Raw genomic sequence first — 18,349 nt, 5'->3', positions numbered from 1 at the left:
AGGGGCAGTCAGGAGAATAGCGGCCGGGTCAGACTCGCATGGGCATCAGTACGTAGAGGGCGGCAGCCTTTTCATCCTGGCGGATCAGAGTCGGAGCGTTCGGGTCGGCCAGGTGCATCTCCACCGTGTCGCCGTCGATCTGCCCAAGGATGTCCTTCAGGTAATTGGCGTTGAACCCAATCTCGAGCCCTTGGGCGGTGTAGCTGGCTGGCACTTCTTCCGCCGCGGTGCCATTGTCTGGACTGGTGACAGACAGGGTCACGCGATCGGTATCAAGCCCCATCTTGACCGCGCGGGTCTTCTCCGTGGCGATGGTAGCGACGCGATCAACCCCTTCGTAGAAGGAGCGCGGGTCCAGCTTCAGCAGCTTGTCATTGGCAGTCGGGATGACGCGGCTGTAATCCGGGAATGTGCCGTCGATCAGCTTGCTGGTCAGCACCACCCCGCCCTCCCCGCCCAGGGTGAAGCGGATCTTGCTGGCGGACAGGTCGATCTCGACATTGTGCTCCAGCGCCTCTTCCAGCAGCTTGCGCAACTCGGCCACGCATTTGCGCGGCACGATCACGTCGGGCATGCCATCGGCTCCGTCCGGCCGCGGCAGGGTGAAGCGGGCTAGCCGGTGGCCATCCGTCGCCGCGGCACGCAGCAGCGGCCCGTCGCCGCCATCCTCGCTGACATGCAGGAAGATGCCGTTGAGGTAGTAACGCGTCTCTTCCGTGGAGATCGCAAAGCGGGTCCGGTCGATCAGTTCGGCCAGCTGCTTGGCCGGCAATTCAAAACTTGTCGGCAGGTCGCCTTCCACGATCACCGGGAAATCGTCGCGCGGCAGCGTCGGCAGCTGGAACCGGCTGCGCCCGGCCTTCACCGTCATGCGGTTATCGGCCGCCTCCAGGCTTACCTCTGCCCCGTCAGGCAGCTTGCGGGCGATGTCGAACAGCAGGTGAGCGGACACGGTGATCGCGCCTGCACCTTCCACCGCGTTGGCCTGCACACTTTCCACCACCTGCAGGTCAAGGTCGGTGGCCATGATCTTCACGGTGCCATCGCCCGCCGCCTCGATCAGGACGTTGGACAAGATCGGGATAGTGTTGCGACGTTCCACCACCGACTGGACGTGGGACAAGCAGCGCAGCAGCTTGGCGCGTTCGATTCTGGCCTTCATGGCGTCACTTCAACCCCTCTCGGGCCCGGCCAGAGCGTTGCCGGCGCCCACAACAGACGTGTCCCATCCTTAGCGCAGGGGACCTTGGCGGCAAGCCGGAATGGCGCATGCACCGCCAAGGTTGGGGATAACGCGCCGCCATGCAGGCGTCAGATCATCGCCATGCCGCCGTTCACGTGCAGCGTCTGCCCAGTGACGTAGCCGGCTTCCCGGCTCGCGAGGTAAGCGACGGCGGCGCCGATCTCCTCCCCCTCGCCCATGCGGCCCATCGGAATACGGCCGGACAGCGCCTCCTTCTGCGCGTCGGCCAGCGCATCGGTCATCGCCGTGCGAATGAAGCCGGGTGCCACGCAGTTCACCGTCACACCGCGCTGCGCCAGCTCGGCTGCAAGGCTCTTGCTCATGCCGGTCAGCCCGGCCTTGGCGGCGGCGTAGTTCATCTGACCGGGATTGCCCGTCGTGCCGACAATGGAGGTCACCGAAACAATCCGGCCGAAGCGCGCCTTCATCATCGGCTTCGCCGCCGCACGCATCAGGCGGAACGCGGCCTCCAGGTTGATGCGGATCACCTCGTCCCATTCGGCATCCTTCATCCGCAGCGCCAGGTTGTCGCGCGTGATGCCGGCATTGTTGACCAGAATGTCGAGTTTGCCGAACGTGTCGAGCGCGGCGGGCACCAGTTCCTCCACCTGAGTGGTGTCGGACAGGTTGCAGGTGATCTCCACATGACCATCGGCTTCGCGCGGAGGGTGGCTGGCGTTCAGCTCCTCGCGGAAGGCACGCAGCTTGGCAGGGTTGGAGCCGCTGAGCGCCAGCCGTGCACCCTGCGAAGCCAGGGCTCGGGCAACGGACGAACCGATCCCGCCGCTTGCTCCGGTGACGAGGGCGGTCATTCCGGTAAGGTCGAACATGGTGTCGTGCTCCTCAGAGTGTCTTTGCGAAAGCCTCGATGTCCGCCATCGTCACCACGCTGGTGACTGCGGCATCGGGCAGCGTGCGACCGACCATCGGCCCGACCACCTTGCCGCCGAATTCGACGAAACGTTCAATTCCGCCCTCGCCCATGGCCAGGATGCTTTCGCGCCAGCGGACGCGACCGGTAACCTGGCGCACCAGCAGGTCCCGCTCCACTGCGGGGTCGCTGACCAGTGCGGCAGTGACATTGGCATACACCGGCAGCAGCATGGGTGCGGGCGACGTGCGCTCCAGCGCCTCAGCCATGGCATCGGCTGCCGGCGCCATCAGATCACAGTGGAACGGGGCCGATACGGGCAACAGGACGCCGCGCTTGATCCCATGTTCCTTCACCATGGCGACAGCTCTCTCGATCGCTTCTCGGTGACCTGACAACACGACCTGTCCTGGATCGTTGTCGTTGGCGACCTGACACAGGGCAGGCCTGCCATCGCTCAACAGCTGGGCGCTCGCCGCTTCAGCCAACGCGGTGGCTTTGGCGAGGTCGGCACCGAGCAGCGCACACATCGCGCCTACCCCAACCGGCACGGCCGCCTGCATCGCCTGTCCACGCAGCTTCAGCAAACGAGCGGTATCGGCCAGCGTGAAAGCGCCCGCGGCGCACAGCGCGGTGTATTCACCCAGCGAATGGCCGGCGACGCATTCGCCATGCGCCTGCAGGCTGAAACCGCCTTCCGCCTCCAGCACGCGCAAAACTGCGATGGCATTGGCCATGATCGCGGGCTGCGCATTCTCGGTAAGCGTCAGTTGGTCTTCCGGCCCTTCAACCATCAGGCGAAACAGGTGCTGGCCCAGCGCGTCGTCAACCTCCTGGAACACGGCGCGTGCGGCGGTGCTCGCTTCCGCCAGGTCGCGGCCCATGCCGACCTTCTGGCTTCCCTGGCCGGGGAACAGGAATGCTTGGGCCATCTGCCTCTCCTTCTGTGTGGCGGGCGCCGTTATGGTGCCGAGGCGGGGGATGCAAGGCCGAACGGCACCACCTTGTTGTCCGCATCGTGCCCAATGTCAGCGAAGCCCAGGAACGGCACTCCGGCGCGCGCGCACCAGTCCCGCGCGATCTGCTCCGCATTATGCCCGAACGGCCGGTCATTCTCCGGCACACAGCTTATGCGGCCCAGCCGCAGGCCCGCTATGCCCGACAGATGCGGCATCAGGGTGAAGAACAACCGGTCAATAGCATACAGGTGCTCCGCCACCTCCTCCACCATCACGACATGACCGGCAAGATCCGGCATCAACGACGTCCCCGCGAGGATCGCCAGCGTCGTGAGATTGAAAGCGACCCGCGGGCAGCTGTCTAGCGACGGCTCGCACAGATCAGCCCCGTCCATACCCGCCATGAAGCGCACGGATCGAAGTATTGCCGCTTCGCCACCATCACGAACCATGTCGACGACAATCGGGCCATGCACCGGCCGCCCGATCCCCGCCCGGTACAGCGCCGCCAGCAGGTAGCCTCCGTCAGAATAGCCCAAGAATGTCTTGCTGCTCGCAGCCGCGTTCAGCCGGGTAACGGCCTCTGCCGCGATCCGGTTGGAACCATATCCCCCCCGCGCGATCCATACCGCGTCAGTACCCGGATCATTGGCGCAATCCAGCAGCGCCGCAAGGCGGGCCGCATCATTCCCGGCGAAATGTCCGTCCTCAACAAAGCATTGCGCATGGAAGTTGAGGGTGACGTCAGCCATCTCCCTTGCAACCAGCGCACTTACTGCGTCGGCGAGGTCGCGCGTGATCGGCCGGGCGGGCGCGCAGATCGCGATACGGGTCATGCCCCTTGCCTAACTGGCGCGGTTGCAAAGTCCATCTCGAGTGCATAGCCCTGCCGCATGATCGACATGCCCAATGACCTAACCGCGCAGCCCTGGTTCTTCTGCGGGATCGGCGGATCGGGCATGTTGCCGCTAGCTCTGATACTGCGGCAGCACGGCGCCATCGTGGGCGGCTCAGACCGTAGCTTCGATCAAGGCCGGGCCGACCTGAAGCGCGACTGGCTGGCTGCCCTCGGCTTCGACCTGTACCCGCAGGACGGATCGGGCATCACCAGCGCACGGCAGATCTTGGTCGCCAGCGCCGCAATCGAAGACAGCGTGCCAGAAGTGGCCCGTGCCGCCGCCCTTGGCTGCCGTCGGATGAGCCGGGCGGACCTGCTGTCCAAGCTCTTCAACGCCGCGTCTTGCGGCATCGCTGTCGGTGGAACCAGCGGCAAGAGCACCGTCACAGGCATGATCGGCTGGATCCTGCATGCTGCCGAGCGCGATCCGACGATCGTCAATGGTGCGGTGATGAAGAACTTCGCTGCGCCCGGTGTTCCTTTCGCCAGCGCGATCGCTGGCAGGGGCGAGCCGTTCGTGGCCGAAGTCGACGAGAGTGACGGCTCCATCTCGCTCTACAACCCCGCTGTCGCGGTGCTGCTGAACGTCAGCCTCGATCATAAAAGTATCGAGGAACTGCGTGTCCTATTTGGCGATTTCGTCGGCCGTGCCGGTACGGCGGTGCTGAACCTGGATGACGAGGAGGCGGCCTGGCTGCTGCCCAAGGCTCGACCATCGATGACCTTCGCCATCAATCACCCCGCCGCGAAGATCGGCATCGAACCCGGCACAATCGAAGAGAGTGCGAACGGCATCGCTGCACTGGTGGTCGACCGGCGGGAGGATGTGGCGCATACCCTTCGGCTTAAGGTACCTGGACGTCACAACCTGGCCAACGCGCTCGCCGCCATCGCCGCGACGGCCGCCGCGGGGGTGCCGGTGCATGAGGCCGCCTTGGCGCTGGACAGCTTCGCTGGCTTGGCACGCAGGTTCGACGTATTGGGTATCACGCTCACCGGCATCACCGTGATCGACGATTTCGGCCACAATCCGGAGAAGTGTGCGGCAACGCTCCGCACGCTGCGCGCCCATCCCGGCCGAGTGATCGCCTTCTTCCAGCCGCACGGCTACGGGCCCCTGCGGCAGATGGGGCAGGAACTGGCCGCGACGTTCGCCGATGAACTGGCGCCGGGCGATCTCACCATTATGTGCGATCCGGTCTATTTCGGCGGTACCGTCGATCGCAGCGTAGGGACCGAGGCGGTGGTGGCGCGGATCAACGCGCTTGGCGGGCAGGCGGAACATGTCCCTGCGCGGGAGGCATGCGGCAATCGGATCGTCGCATTGGCACAGCCAGGCGATCGGATCGTAGTGATGGGCGCGCGGGACGACACCCTGACCAGCTTCGCACAAGGGGTGCTTGAACGCTTGCGCTAGTCGGTCCAGCCCCGCCACCAGCCGTGCTGGCCTTGGCTGTCGGCAACGGTGGTGATCCTGGCTGTGGTCCCAAGCGTGATCGCCAGTCCACCCGTACGCCCGAGCGATGAGCGATCGGCCTTGAGCACCCGCGGCACGCACGCGCGCGGCAGGCGGCGATCTGCGACCACGATGTCTGCGGCGGTACAAGCCGCTGTCAGCGGCTCCCAAGCGACCTGCCGATTGCTGCGCGCCAGCAGCAGGTGCCAGCGGCGGCCACCGCGCAGCAGCTCCGTCGTGCAGAAATCCCGGCTGCAGCGTGCGCCTTTCCATTCGGTCAATGGCACCGGCTCTCCGCTGAAAGCTGCCAGTTCGCCCAGCACCTCTCGCGCAAAGCCTTCCCGCATGGGGCGCAGGACCAGCAGCCGGTCGCCCTCGCCGCTGATCGCCACATGCCGGCCGTCGGCCGTGATCAGCAGGTCCGGCACAGGGGTCAGCAGCAATAGGGCAGTCCCGGCGGCGACCGGCACAAAGCCCAACAGCCGCACGCGGCCATGCCACAGCGCCAGCCACAGCCCACCAACAACAAACAACGTGAAGTTGCCGGTGCTCATCTGCGGCAGCAAATGCACGGCCCCCGGTTGACCGGCGGTGAAGTGCGCCAGCCATAACAGCAGGTCGAGGGAGCGGCCCGCCAACCACCACGCCGGTGCACCCAGCCCCACCATGTCGAACAGCAAGGCCAACGCGATCAGCGGCATGGAGATGAACGTTGTCAGTGGAATAGCGATGGTATTTGCCAGCGCACCGTAAATTCCCGCGCGATGGAAGTGGAACAGCACGATGGGCATCAGCGCCCATTCGATCACCAGCCCGCTGACCAGCAGCATGACAAGGCGCTTTGCCGGCCGCCGCCATTCCGCCTCTTCCCGCGGTGCCAGGAAAGCACGTACCGGCGCACTGTCATGCAGGGCGACAATGGCGATTACCGCAGCGAAGCTGAGCTGGAAACTTGGCCCGATCAGCGCCTCGGGCCAGACGAGCAGGACCAGCATGGCGACGACCGCCACCATGCGCAGGCTCAGCGGCTCTCTCCCCAGCGCCAGCGCCACCAGCACCAGCAGCGCCCCCAGGCAACTTCGCACGGTCGGGACCTCCGCCCCGGTCAGCATGGTGTAACTGATCCCGGCGAGCGCTGCGCATGCCGCCGCTACCAGCGGCAGACGGACCCGCAACGCCAGCCAGGGCCACAGCGCAAGCAGCTTCACCGCTACGAACCAGGCCGCCGCCATCAGCGCACTCACATGCAGCCCGCTGATCGATAGCAGGTGAGTGAGGCCGGCATCGCGCATCGCCTCCTCGTCAACCGCAGCGATGGCCCCGCGATCGCCGCTGGCCAGCGCCGCGGCGATCGTGCCGGCTGACCCGTCCAGCCGTGCACGGATGTGATCCGCCAAGCCGCGTTGCGCCTTCGCCAGCACGCCGCCCTCGCCCGCTCGTTCCAGCACCTCGACCGGGCCGCTGGCGCCTCCGGTCGCAGCCAACCCTTCGAACCACGCCGTGCGCGCGAAGTCATAGCCGCCCGGAACCATCGGTGATGCCGGCGGCATAAGCCGTGCCGACAACCGGATCAGCGCGCCTTCTGCAAGGGCGGGGCTGTCGTCCGCCAGCGGCAGGTTGACCCGTACCTTCACGGCGCGGCCAGTATCCGCTTCTCGCGTCGCCAGAACCAGTCGTACGCGCCCTTCCGCCGGTTGCTCGATCCGATCGAGCACGCGCCCGGTCAGAGTACCGGCGACCCGTCGCTCCAGTGCCGGCGTGCCGACCGCCTCCGACCGCAACCAGGCTAATGCGACACCAACGGCAAACACCAGCCCGAGCGCCATGCAGGCGGACATCAGGTGGTAACGGCCGCTCTCGCCACGCCACATCGCGATCGCGCCAGAGCCGAGCAGCAATCCGCCGGCGATCGCCGCCACCCACCAACCGGGCCCATCAGCGGCGAACCAGCATGCAATGCCTGTGATTATCGCTATGGCCAGCCACGGGGCGCGGTCGAAGCCCGCCTGTGTCAGGAATCGCTCGGTAGCATCTGCGCTGTTCTCGGCCATGCTGGACAAGCGCAGCCGCTTTCGCCAATGCGGCTGCTGCAACGCAGCAATGCCCTCGTCCTCGCCGATCGGAATCGCAGGAAGGTGCAAAGGTGCCATGACAACGGGTTGAAAAGGACAGAAGCGTCAATGGCAAGCGGGAGTGTGACAGGCAGTGAAGCCGCCGGGTTGGTGGTAACGCGCTTTGCACCATCGCCCACCGGTTTCCTGCATATTGGCGGCGCGCGTACCGCGCTGTTTAACTGGCTGTTCGCGCGCCACCATGGCGGCCGCGTGCTGCTGCGAATTGAGGATACCGATCTCAAACGCTCCACGCCCGAGGCGATCGAGGCCATTCTGGATGGCCTTGATTGGCTTGGCCTCACCTTCGACAATGAACCAGTATACCAGTCCGCTCGCGTGGCGCGCCATGCGGAGGTTGCGCAGCAATTGCTCGCCGCCGGACATGCCTATCGGTGCTATGCCACGGCGGAGGAGCTGGAACAGATGCGGGCGGCGCAGCGCGCCGCAAAGCAACCGCTACGCTATGATGGCCGCTGGCGCGACCGGGACCCTGCGGACGCTCCCGCTGGTGCGCCCTTCGTGGTCCGCCTGAAGGCTCCGCGAGATGGCGAGACGGTGATCGACGATGCCGTGCAGGGTCGCGTGACTGTCCGGAACGCGGAACTTGACGATTTCGTGTTGCTGCGCACGGACGGTACGCCGACCTACATGCTGGCGGTGGTGGTGGACGACCATGACATGGGCGTCACCCATGTCATTCGCGGCGACGACCATCTCAACAATGCATTCCGGCAGCTACCGATCATGCGTGCGATGGATCAGATCGAGGGTGGCTGGCCCGATCCGGTCTATGCGCACATTCCGCTGATCCATGGCAGCGACGGGGCGAAGATGTCCAAGCGGCATGGCGCCACCGGTGTCGACGCCTATCGAGACGAGCTTGGCATTCTGCCCGAAGCGCTCTTCAACTATCTGCTGCGGCTCGGCTGGGGCCATGGTGACAAGGAGGAATTCACGCAAGAGGAGGCGATCGCCCTGTTCGATCTCGCCCATGTGGGTCGCAGCCCGAGCCGCTTTGACCTTAAAAAGCTGCAAAGCATGAATGCTCATTACATCCGGCAGGCCGACGATAACCGGCTGACGGATCTGGTCGCACCGCGCCTGGGCGGTGATGCGATGACGGAGAGTGGCGCATCGCTGCTGGCGAGAGCCATGCCGGTGCTGACGCCGAGGGCAAAGGATCTGGATGAGCTGGCAGCGGGCGCCGCTTTCCTGTTCGCGACCCATCCCCTCACCCTGACGGAGAAGGCCGAGGCGCTGCTGGACGATACCGCGCGCGACCTGCTTGCTGAAATCGCGGATCGTTTGCGCGCGCTGCCGGACTGGACTACGGAAGCGCTCGAAACGGACCTCAAGAGTCTGGCGGAAGGGAAAGCAATCGGCCTCGGCAAGCTGGCGCAACCGCTCCGCGCGGCGCTGACCGGGCAGACCACCTCCCCGGGGATTTTCGATGTGCTGGCGCTGCTTGGACGGGACGAAAGCCTCGCCCGGATCGACGCGCAGGCGGCACGGATGGTTTGAACGAATACACCTACGACGCAAGGAGACGCGCTTTGGCGGACAAGCAGGCAAAGCTCACAATCGGCGGGTCCGATTTTGACCTTCCCATCATGCACGGCACCACCGGCCCGGACGTGGTCGACATCCGCAAGATGTACGGCCAGACGGGCATGTTCACCTTCGATCCGGGCTACAAGTCCACGGCTTCGTGCGAGAGCGCGCTGACCTACATCGACGGTGACGAGGGCATCCTGCTGCACCGCGGCTATCCCATCGGGCAGCTGGCGGAACAGTCCAGCTTCATGGAAGTGTCGTACCTGCTGCTGAATGGCGAGCTGCCGAGCCAGCAAGAGCTGGACAGCTTCACCTACACGATCAGCCGTCACACCATGCTGCATGAGCAGCTGTCGCGCTTCTACCAGGGCTTCCGCCGGGACGCGCACCCGATGGCGATCATGTGCGGTGTCGTTGGTGCACTGTCGGCGTTCTATCATGACAGCACCGATATCGCCGACCCGGAACACCGCCGGATCAGCAGCCACCGGCTGATCGCGAAGATGCCGACTATTGCGGCAATGGCGTACAAGTATTCCATTGGTCAGCCCTTCATGCAGCCGAAGAACTCGCTCAGCTACACGGCGAACTTCCTGCAGATGACCTTCGGCGTACCGGCCGAGGAATACGAAGTGATCCCGGCGGTGGAGAAGGCGATGGATCGCATCTTCATCCTGCACGCTGATCACGAGCAGAACGCGTCCACCTCCACTGTGCGGCTGGCGGGTTCCTCCGGCGCCAATCCGTTCGCCTGCATGGCGGCGGGCATCGCTTGCCTATGGGGCCCGGCGCATGGCGGCGCGAACGAGGCGGCGCTGGAAATGCTGCGGGAGATCGGCACGCCTGACAAGATCCCGCACTACATCGAGCGGGCGAAGGACAAGAACGACCCGTTCCGCCTGATGGGTTTCGGGCACCGCGTGTACAAGAACTACGATCCGCGCGCGACCGTGATGCAGAAGACCGTACGCGAGGTGTTCGAGGCGCTGAACGTCACCGATCCGGTATTCGAGACCGCGCTGCGGCTGGAGGAGATGGCGCTGAACGATGATTATTTCATCGAAAAGAAGTTGTTCCCCAACGTTGACTTCTATTCGGGCGTGATCCTGTCGGCGATCGGCTTCCCGACGACCATGTTCACCGTGCTGTTCGCCCTCGCCCGCACCGTCGGCTGGGTGGCGCAGTGGAACGAGATGATCAGCGATCCCGCACAGGTCATCGGCCGTCCGCGCCAGCTCTACACCGGGCCGACGCAGCGCGATTACGTACCGGTCGGCCAGCGCTGACCGACCAGACGGCTCGGGCTTCGCAGCCCGGGCCGTTCTGCTATTCTGCTGATCCGCGCATCGCCACCGCGCGGTCGCCCACCAGCAGTGCCAACGCCAGAACCATGGTCAGCGGCTGCGTCAGGGACAGCGCCGTGCCAAGGGCCAGTATGGCGGCCAGCGCCAACCTGTCTCCAAGCCAGCCAATCTGCCAGGGCCGCGCCATCGCACCCGGCAGATGCAACGCGGCCAGCAGGACCAGAGGCGGGAACAGCCGGTCCATCCACCCGCCGGGAATGGCACTGGCGACACCCCCCAACAGGGCCAGATCCACCGCAACTTCCTGCAGCGGCGCCAGCCGTGTTGTCGGCATCGTCGGCGCGAATGGGCCCGCAGCCATGCGTCGCAGCCGATCGCCGATATCGCTCAGCAACACGGCCGGTACCAGCGCGGCAAGACCCCAGGCCGGCGCTCCCGCCAATGGCAGCAGCAGCGCCGCCCCTAGGAGGACAATCGCCAGTGCACGCGCGCCGCTTGCCTCCGCACCGCGATAGAGCAGCGGATCAAGCCAGCGGCCGATGATGGCGCTGGCAGCGCGGCCGGTCACATCCTGCCGCCCACGCCAATGTAGCTGCCGCCGGAGCCACGCCTCCCCCGAAAGGCGACGCGCGCGTCCGCCGGGCAGAAGCGACCAGGTTCCGTCCAGCACCAGCCGTGGTTCCAGCGCCTGCTGCCGCGCACCTGCCTGCAGCGCAATGCGCAGCAGCGCGGCGGCGGCATCGCAATCAGGCGGCAGATCTGCCAGCCGCTCCACGAGACTGCCCGGCAGCAGCGCCACGCCGGCCCAGGCGTGATCGCCATCGATCCGCTCAAACCCCCGCTCCACCGTACCACCGGCCGGCAGGGTCAAGATCGCAGGCGCCCGTTGCAGCAGCGGGGCGATCTCCGGCGCCTCCGGCAGCAGCTCGGCCGCGACCACCAGCACCTCTTCGCTTGCGCTGACGGCGCCGAGCAGGCCGTGGGCGTCCCTGACGAACCGCAGCACGAGGCCCAGAGTGCGCGCCCGCTCGGTCAGGATCTGCGTCTCCGCCCCCTCGCGCTCCGACAGCACGATCACCTGCCCGCAGCCGACCGCGGCAGCAAAGGCGAGTTGCTGCAAGGCGAGCGGCCGCACTTGGCGGCCGGCCGGTCCGTGATCCGGCGGGGACAAGACGGTCAGGATCGCGGTGCGCATCAGGTCAGCAGGGTCTCAGAGATTGGACAATCATGCACCGATCCCTGCCAATCCGCGCCGGCAGGGGCAATGCTTGCGGCGACTATCCCCGGCATTTCGGGCCAAGGCGGGTGCCGTCCCACGTCGTCCTGTGCTACATACCCGCGATGGAAAGCGGACACAGCATGGCCAGCAGATTGAACGACGCGCAGGCGCCGGAGCCGACGCCCAACATGATCGAGCCTGGCTACGCACCTGTCTGGGAACAGGATGACGGGGTCGAAGCCGATGCCGGCTCGGGCTCTACCTGGCCGCTGATGCTGGCGCTGCTTGCCGCGGCGGCATGGACGGGCTTCTTCGTCTGGGCGAACGTACCACACCTGTCGCCTGCCGCACCGCGTGCGACCTGGGCCGGAATGATCGCCGAATGGTCGATCCCGCTGGTGCTGATCGCCGCCCTTTGGCTGATCGCCATGCATGGCAGCCGACGGGAAGCGCGCCGCTTCGGCCATGCGGCGCAGAGCCTGCATGCCGAGGCGGCGGCGTTGGAACAGCGCCTCGCCACCGTGAACCGTGAACTCAGCCTCGCCCGAGATTTCGTGGCGGGGCAATCCCGCGACCTTGAGAGCCTGGGCCGCGTCGCGGTGGAGAGGCTGTCAGGCAGCGCCGAACAGTTGCAGACGCTGATCGGCCACAACGCCGCCGAACTGCAGACGATCGGCCGGATCAGCAGCAGCGCGGCCGCGAACATGGAGAAGGTCCGCAACGACCTGCCGGTGCTCGCCGCAGCGATGCGCGACCTCACCAATCGCATCGGCTTGGCCGGGCAGGCGGCGGGCGAGCAGGTCGACACGTTGACCCACGCAATTGAGCGGCTAGGCGCGAGCGGAGAGGAAAGCGAGGCGGAGATCGCCAGCCTGCGCGCTGCACTGGACGGCACCATCGCCGAACTCACTCGCCAGACCGACCAGCTTGCCGGCATTGCCGAGGATCGCATGGCGAGCCTGGAGGATCGCTCCCGCGGCTTCACCGCCGGCCTCCGCGCCAGCGAAAGCGAGGCGGGCGAGGCCTGGAACCGGGCACTTGCCGAATTTGAGGAGCGCATGGGCGATACTTTGAGCCGTGTCGGTCGGCTCGACCAGCAACTCGCGGAAGCGGGGCGCGAGCGACTGGCTGCATTGCACGAGGAAGCGCACCAGCGCGATACGGAGGCGGCGGAGCGTCATGCATCGTTCGATGCCGAACGACAGGCGCGCGACGCCGAGGCGGCCGAACGGCAGACCGGCGCCACCATCATGCTACGCGAGCAGTTCGAGATGCTCGATGCCGAGATCGCCCGCCGCCAGCAGGAGCATGTGGCGCAGGTCGAACGGCTGGTCGAACGCGGGGAGGCAGTCGTTGCCCGCCTCGCCAGTGCGCGCGGCGAAGGGTCCGCCACCCTGGAACAGATCGACCTGCTCGAACAGCGCCTCTCCGCCCTGCCCGCCCATGCGGAAGCCGGCGCCGGCGCCGTCAGCACCCAACTCGCCGCCACCATGGCGGAAGTCGAGACTTTGGCGCAGGCGCTGGAACACCGCATCGCCACCGCGCGCGAACAGGCGCTTGCCCGCATGGATGGCCATCTCGCGGCAACCATGACCGACATTGTGAATCGGCTGCAGAGCGAATCGATCGACCTCACACGCGCCTTCGCCGGCGAGATCGAGGATGCCGATTGGAACGCCTATCTTTCGGGCGACAGCAGCCGCTTCACCCGCCGCGCTGTCCGCCTGCTCGACGATGCCGCAGCCAATCGCGTGGCGAGCCTGCACGACAGCGATGCCGCATTCAGCGAATCCGCCGACAATTACTGCCATGATTTCGAGGTATTGCTGCGGGAGGTACTGGCTACCCGCGCGGGCAATGCGCTCGCCGTGGCGCTGCTCTCCAGCGACATGGGACGGTTGTATGTAGCGCTGGCTCAGGCGACGGAGCGGCTGACTGAGTGATTCGTTGGCCCCATGGCGATGATTGCGGCTCATCAGGTGTTGTCGAGCGGGGCGCGCGTACCGCGCCGGTCGATCGCCATAGCCGCCTTCTCGACCGTCGTGGAATGGTACGACTTCACGCTGTACCTTTATCTGGCGACGGTGCTGTCGCGCGTGTTCTTCGGCGGTGGAACAGCATCGCTTGCCATGACGCTTGGCGGGTTCGCCCTTGCCTACCTGATGCGCCCGCTTGGCGCGGTGGTGTTCGGTCATATCGGGGATCGGTTCGGGCGTCGGCGCATGATGCTGTTGTCCATGGCGCTGATGACCGCCGCGATGCTCGCCACCGCGATGCTGCCGACCCATGCGCAAGCTGGCCCCACCGCGGGCTGGTTGCTGCTGCTGCTCCGCTGCATTATGGCCTTCTCCGTCGGCGGTGAATATACCGGCGTGGTCGCCTATCTTCTCGAGGGGGCACGTGCGGAACGGCGCGGTTTGCTAACCTCCCTCGCCGCCGCCGCCAGCGAGGTCGGCGGCCTGCTTGCGGCCGGTGTGTCTGCGCTCGTGGTAGCACTCCTCGCCGGCCCAGCGCTCGACACTTGGGGTTGGCGGATCCCGTTCCTGTTCGGCGCGGCGTTGGCGGCTTTCGTCTGGATCGCCCGATCCACAATGGCGGAATCACCGGATTTCGTGCAGCAGGAACTGCAGGGAACCGTCCCGGCCAGTCCGCTGCGCCACACCCTTGCCCATCACCGCCGCGGCATCCTTCGGGGTTTCGCGATCTCGGCGCTGGGTTCCATCACCTATTATGTCGGCATCTCGTACGTGCCGGCGTTCCTGGCCACAGTGGGCGGCACCGGTGAAGCCGATGCGCTGTGGCTGTCGACGGCGGCTGCGCTGGTCGTGGTTATCGTCACGCCGCTTGTCGGCGCGCTTTCCGACCGGGTCGGCCGCAAGCCGGTATTGATGGGAGTATGCATAGGCGCAGCGCTGCTGCCGGGATTGATGTTCACGCTGATGGCCGGGGGGTCGCCCGGACTGGTCGTGCTTGGCGCCTTTGTGCTGGCCGGCATTGGCGGCGCTGTCAGCGCAGTGGGGGCAGTTGCAACCGCCGAACAGTTTCCAGGCGAAGGACGTCTTACTGGTCTGGCGCTGGGCGTGACCAGTGCGACGGCAATCTTCGGCGGGCTCGCGCCTTGGCTCGCCCATCTGGCGGTGGAAACCAGCGGCTCGGCTATCGCGCCAGGACTTATGATCATGGTGGTCGCTTTGGCCGTGCTGCCAGTATTGGCCGCGATGGGCGAGACCCGGCCCATGCGCCAGCCACCAACCTGATCCTGCTCTCTTGGTATCAGGCCTGCGGCGGCTCTCCGATTAGATTCAGATCATCAACCGTGATCCAACCCTGGACGTAATTCAGGACGTATAGACCGCAGAGCACCGCGGCCATGACGCTGGCGCGCACCACCAGAAGGCCGGGACGGAAGTTTGCCGGCGCACTGTCCGCCTGGCCCGGCACCTTGGCCATGCCGGCCTCGTCATGCGTGCGCACCCCGAAGGGCAGCAGCAGAAATGCGCTGAACACCCAGAACAGCGCATAGATCGCCAGCATCGAAGTCCACTTCATAGCCGGCGCCTACCTTCAGCGCGCACGAATGATGCGCATCTGCGGCTTCTTGCCGGACCAGCGCTGCGCAGCGCGGCGGGCCGCCAGACGTGCGGCCTCGTCCTGCTGCGCCGTGTCGGCGCGATCCCGGCCCTTCAGCTTGGCAAGGGCGTCAGCAACGTCACGCTCTGCCTCCGCGACGAAAGCTGCATAATCCTCGTCCAGTGGCAGGCCGATACCCTGCACCTGCGCACCGCCTCGACCATCAAGAATCACGATGACGAGACCGTCGCGCGCCAATCGACGACGGGTGACGATCGCCTCGCCATCAGCCGGGACGATGATATCGCCATCCAGCACAAGTCGACCGTTCGGAACCTGCGCGATGCGGCCGGGCGCGCCTGGGGCCAACCGCACGATCTCTCCATTCACCTGCGCCACCTGGTCAGGGATGCCGGCAGCCTTCCCCACCCGCGCCTGTTCCCGCAAATGGCGCAGCTCGCCATGCACCGGCACCAGGATCTGTGGCCGCAGCCAGCTGTACAGGGACTCCAGTTCAGGCCGACCGGGATGGCCGGAGACATGGATGCGGCTCTGCCGATCGCCGATCATGGCGATACCGCGCGCGGCCAGCATGTTCTGCACCCGCCCGATCGCCAGTTCGTTGCCCGGTATCTGACGGCTGGAGAACAGGACCACGTCACCGCTGGTCAGCTCCAGCGGATGGTTACCTTCCGCGATGCGCGACAATGCCGCGCGCGGTTCGCCCTGTCCGCCAGTGGCTACGATCAGCACCTCGCCACGGGGCAGCCCCATGGCGGTTTCAAAATCAACGAGTTCTGGCAGGTTCTTCAGATAGCCATTGTCCTGCGCCACCTCGATGATCCGGTCGAGGGAGCGGCCCGCAACACATAGCTGCCGCCCGCTCGCACGTGCAACCTCACCCAGCGTGTGCAGCCGCGCGACGTTTGAGGCGAAGGTGGTCACCAGCACCCGCCGTCCGGCGTGACGGGACACCTCCTCCATCATTCCGCGCAGCACTTCGCCTTCGGAGCCGGATGCGCCCGGATTGAACACGTTGGTCGAATCGCAGATCAGCGCCAAGACGCCTTCGTCGCCGATCCCCATCAACTCGTCAGGCGTAGCGGGATCGCCAATCAGCGGCTCGGGATCGAGCTTCCAGTCACCCGAGTGGAACACCCGTCCAAATGGCGTCTCGATCAACAGTGCGTGACTTTCGGCGATGGAGTGCGCCATTGGCACCCAATCAACTGTGAAAGGCCCGAGCTCGACGGGATCATGCTCCTCGTCGATGACATGGACCTTCACCTCGCCCGCGACGCCTGCCTCCTTCAGCTTGCGCCGTACTAGGTCCGCGGTGAACGGCGTGGCATAGATCGGCACGCCCAGATCGGCGGCGAAATAGGGAAGCGCGCCGATGTGATCCTCATGTGCATGGGTCAGCACGATGCCCAGCAACTGGTCCGCCCGGTCCTCGATGAACTGGATGTCGGCGAACATCAGCTCCGTGCCAGGATATTCGTTGGCGCCGAAGCTCATGCCGAGGTCGACCATGATCCACTGGCCGCGGCAGCCATACAGGCTGACATTCATGCCGACCTCGCCCGACCCGCCCAACGCCAGGAACAGCAACTCGTCTTCAGGCGTGAAATTCTTCTTCATTCAATGTCCCGCTTGGTCGGCCAGAATTGCCAACCCCTTCAAGGTAAGATCGGCATCGACCGCATCAAAGATCTGCGTATGCCGCTGGAACAGCAAGGCCAGCCCGCCGGTGGCGATGACCTGCACCGGCCGGCCGATCTCCGCCTTCAGCCGGGCAATCAGGCCTTCCATCATCGAGACATAGCCCCAGAAGACGCCGATCTGCATCTGGTCCTCCGTATTGCGGCCCGTGACGCTGGTCGTGCGCGGATGTTCAATGGCGATCCGCGGCAGCTTTGCCGTGTTGTTGACCAGCGCGTCCAGCGACAGGTTGATCCCCGGCGCGATGATGCCTCCCTGGTACGCCCCATCCGCGCTGACCACGTCGAAGGTGGTTGCGGTGCCGAAATCGACCACGATCAGGTCCCCGGCAAATCCGGCATGGGCCGCCAACGCATTGACCGCCCGGTCGGCGCCTAAGGTGCGCGGCTCGTCCACATGGATGGGTAAGGTCCAGGCTGCGTCACCCTCACCGGCGAACAGCGGCGTCTGGCCGAAATACTTCTGGCCCAGCACCTCCAGATTGTGCCGCGCACGCGGCACCACGCTGGACACGATGACGGCGGTGATGCTCTCGCGCCCGACCGTCTCGATCTCCATCAACTGCAGCAACCACACCGCATATTCATCCGCTGTACGGCGCGGGTCGGTCGCGATCCGCCAGCGGGTGCGGATCGCTCCATCCTCGATCAGGGCAAACACCACATTGGTGTTGCCGACGTCGACCGCCAACAGCATGTCAGGCCTCGCATCCTTCCAGCACCACGTCGCCGGCCCGTACTACGCGCATGTCACCGTCGGCCATTTGCAGGCGCAGCGCGCCGTCAGGCTCCAGCCCGGCAAAGCGGCCTGACAGCCGCGCGGCCGTCTCGTCATGCACCGACAGCATCGTGCCCACGGGATGCGCCGCGGCAAGCCAGCGGTCAATTGTCTCGGGCGCACCACCGGCACGCCACTCGCGCAGTTCGGTTGCCAGTGCCTGGGCCAGATTACGACCGAAGGTGTCGCGATCTATGATCGGCCCGTGGCCAAGTGAGCCAACAACGCGGTCCGGCATCTCGGGCGCAGATGCCAGGTTGATGCCAAATCCCGCAATGACCCGCGCACCGGTGGCTTCCAGCAGAATACCGCCAAGCTTGGCACCGTGCAGCAGCACGTCATTCGGCCATTTGAGCTGCAGCGCTGCCGCCATCTGCACGTGGCTTGCCAAGGCTTCCACCACCGCCAGTCCGCAGACCAGCGGCAAGGTGGTAACGACCGGATCGTCAGCCGACCGGGCGATGATTGTCGAGCCCATGAAGTTGCCGAGCGCATCCAGCCAGGTGCGCCCCTGTCGGCCACGCCCGCCGCTCTGCCGGTCGGCTACCAACCAGGTACCCTCCGGCGGTGGTACCGCGGCAAGGCAGCGCTGCCGGAGATCGGCGTTGGTGGAACCGGTCGCCGCGACGAACTCGATCATGCCGCGGCGATCATGCTGGTAA

Annotated in this window: 15 protein-coding genes; 5 read left to right on the top strand and 10 right to left on the bottom strand. The window is 65.9% G+C overall.

Annotation, left to right across the window (positions count from 1 at the left end):
- Positions 1 to 28: 28 nt before the first annotated feature.
- From dnaN to V5740_RS03805, 4 genes are all read right to left on the bottom strand, one after another.
- On the bottom strand, positions 29 to 1,162 hold the full coding sequence (gene dnaN / locus V5740_RS03820; protein WP_347303760.1) for a DNA polymerase III subunit beta: 1,134 nt from the start codon (positions 1,160 to 1,162) through the stop codon (positions 29 to 31).
- A 149-nt stretch (positions 1,163 to 1,311) separates the two neighbouring features.
- Positions 1,312 to 2,073, bottom strand: coding sequence for a 3-oxoacyl-[acyl-carrier-protein] reductase (fabG, locus tag V5740_RS03815; RefSeq protein WP_347303759.1), 762 nt, complete (start codon positions 2,071 to 2,073; stop codon positions 1,312 to 1,314).
- Between the two features lie 13 nt (positions 2,074 to 2,086).
- A complete protein-coding gene (locus V5740_RS03810; protein ID WP_347303758.1) occupies positions 2,087 to 3,046 on the bottom strand; it encodes an ACP S-malonyltransferase in 960 nt (319 codons plus the stop codon).
- Between the two features lie 29 nt (positions 3,047 to 3,075).
- Positions 3,076 to 3,909, bottom strand: a complete 834-nt coding sequence (locus V5740_RS03805) for an LD-carboxypeptidase (RefSeq protein WP_347303757.1) — start codon at positions 3,907 to 3,909, stop codon at positions 3,076 to 3,078.
- Positions 3,910 to 3,966: 57 nt separating this feature from the next.
- On the opposite strand from V5740_RS03805, the gene V5740_RS03800 reads away from it, so the two are divergent.
- The gene (locus tag V5740_RS03800) at positions 3,967 to 5,388 is read left to right on the top strand and encodes a Mur ligase family protein (RefSeq protein WP_347303756.1); all 1,422 of its coding nucleotides are present in this window, start codon (positions 3,967 to 3,969) and stop codon (positions 5,386 to 5,388) included.
- Here the strand turns inward: V5740_RS03800 and V5740_RS03795 are convergent.
- Positions 5,385 to 7,577, bottom strand: a complete 2,193-nt coding sequence (locus V5740_RS03795; protein WP_347303755.1) for a ComEC/Rec2 family competence protein — start codon at positions 7,575 to 7,577, stop codon at positions 5,385 to 5,387. The two genes, V5740_RS03800 and V5740_RS03795, sit on opposite strands and share 4 nt — an antisense overlap.
- A gap of 45 nt (positions 7,578 to 7,622) precedes the next feature.
- Here V5740_RS03795 and gltX point away from each other — a divergent pair, with 45 nt between their 5' ends.
- Complete coding sequence (gene gltX / locus V5740_RS03790; RefSeq protein WP_347303754.1) at positions 7,623 to 9,062, top strand: glutamate--tRNA ligase; 1,440 nt, start codon at positions 7,623 to 7,625, stop codon at positions 9,060 to 9,062.
- Between the two features lie 32 nt (positions 9,063 to 9,094).
- A complete protein-coding gene (locus V5740_RS03785; protein WP_347303753.1) occupies positions 9,095 to 10,381 on the top strand; it encodes a citrate synthase in 1,287 nt (428 codons plus the stop codon).
- 40 nt (positions 10,382 to 10,421) lie between these two features.
- Here V5740_RS03785 and V5740_RS03780 read toward each other — a convergent pair whose 3' ends face one another.
- Positions 10,422 to 11,594: a hypothetical protein gene (locus tag V5740_RS03780; RefSeq protein WP_347303752.1), complete on the bottom strand. Its 1,173-nt coding sequence runs from the start codon at positions 11,592 to 11,594 to the stop codon at positions 10,422 to 10,424.
- 164 nt (positions 11,595 to 11,758) lie between these two features.
- Between V5740_RS03780 and V5740_RS03775 the strand changes: the two genes are divergently transcribed.
- Both V5740_RS03775 and V5740_RS03770 read left to right on the top strand, forming a co-directional pair.
- A complete protein-coding gene (locus V5740_RS03775) occupies positions 11,759 to 13,561 on the top strand; it encodes a hypothetical protein (protein WP_347303751.1) in 1,803 nt (600 codons plus the stop codon).
- Between the two features lie 12 nt (positions 13,562 to 13,573).
- Positions 13,574 to 14,875, top strand: coding sequence for an MFS transporter (locus V5740_RS03770; protein WP_347303750.1), 1,302 nt, complete (start codon positions 13,574 to 13,576; stop codon positions 14,873 to 14,875).
- Positions 14,876 to 14,891: 16 nt separating this feature from the next.
- Here the strand turns inward: V5740_RS03770 and V5740_RS03765 are convergent, their stop codons facing one another.
- The 4 genes from V5740_RS03765 to V5740_RS03750 are packed head-to-tail and all read right to left on the bottom strand — an operon-like array spanning position 14,892 to position 18,327.
- Positions 14,892 to 15,167 carry a DUF1467 family protein gene (locus tag V5740_RS03765; protein WP_347303749.1) on the bottom strand — a complete coding sequence of 92 codons (276 nt, stop codon included), beginning with the start codon at positions 15,165 to 15,167 and terminating at the stop codon, positions 14,892 to 14,894.
- A 15-nt stretch (positions 15,168 to 15,182) separates the two neighbouring features.
- A complete protein-coding gene (locus tag V5740_RS03760) occupies positions 15,183 to 16,829 on the bottom strand; it encodes a ribonuclease J (protein ID WP_347303748.1) in 1,647 nt (548 codons plus the stop codon).
- Complete coding sequence (locus tag V5740_RS03755; protein WP_347303747.1) at positions 16,830 to 17,606, bottom strand: type III pantothenate kinase; 777 nt, start codon at positions 17,604 to 17,606, stop codon at positions 16,830 to 16,832. It lies immediately after the preceding gene.
- Position 17,607: 1 nt separating this feature from the next.
- Positions 17,608 to 18,327: a biotin--[acetyl-CoA-carboxylase] ligase gene (locus tag V5740_RS03750; protein WP_347303746.1), complete on the bottom strand. Its 720-nt coding sequence runs from the start codon at positions 18,325 to 18,327 to the stop codon at positions 17,608 to 17,610.
- Between the last annotated feature and the right edge of the window lie 22 nt (positions 18,328 to 18,349).

It is taken from the genome of Croceibacterium sp. TMG7-5b_MA50 (assembly GCF_039830145.1).
Taxonomy (GTDB): domain Bacteria; phylum Pseudomonadota; class Alphaproteobacteria; order Sphingomonadales; family Sphingomonadaceae; genus Croceibacterium.
The sequence above is the reverse complement of the archived record's forward strand: the minus strand, read 5'-3'. Positions and strand labels throughout refer to the sequence as shown.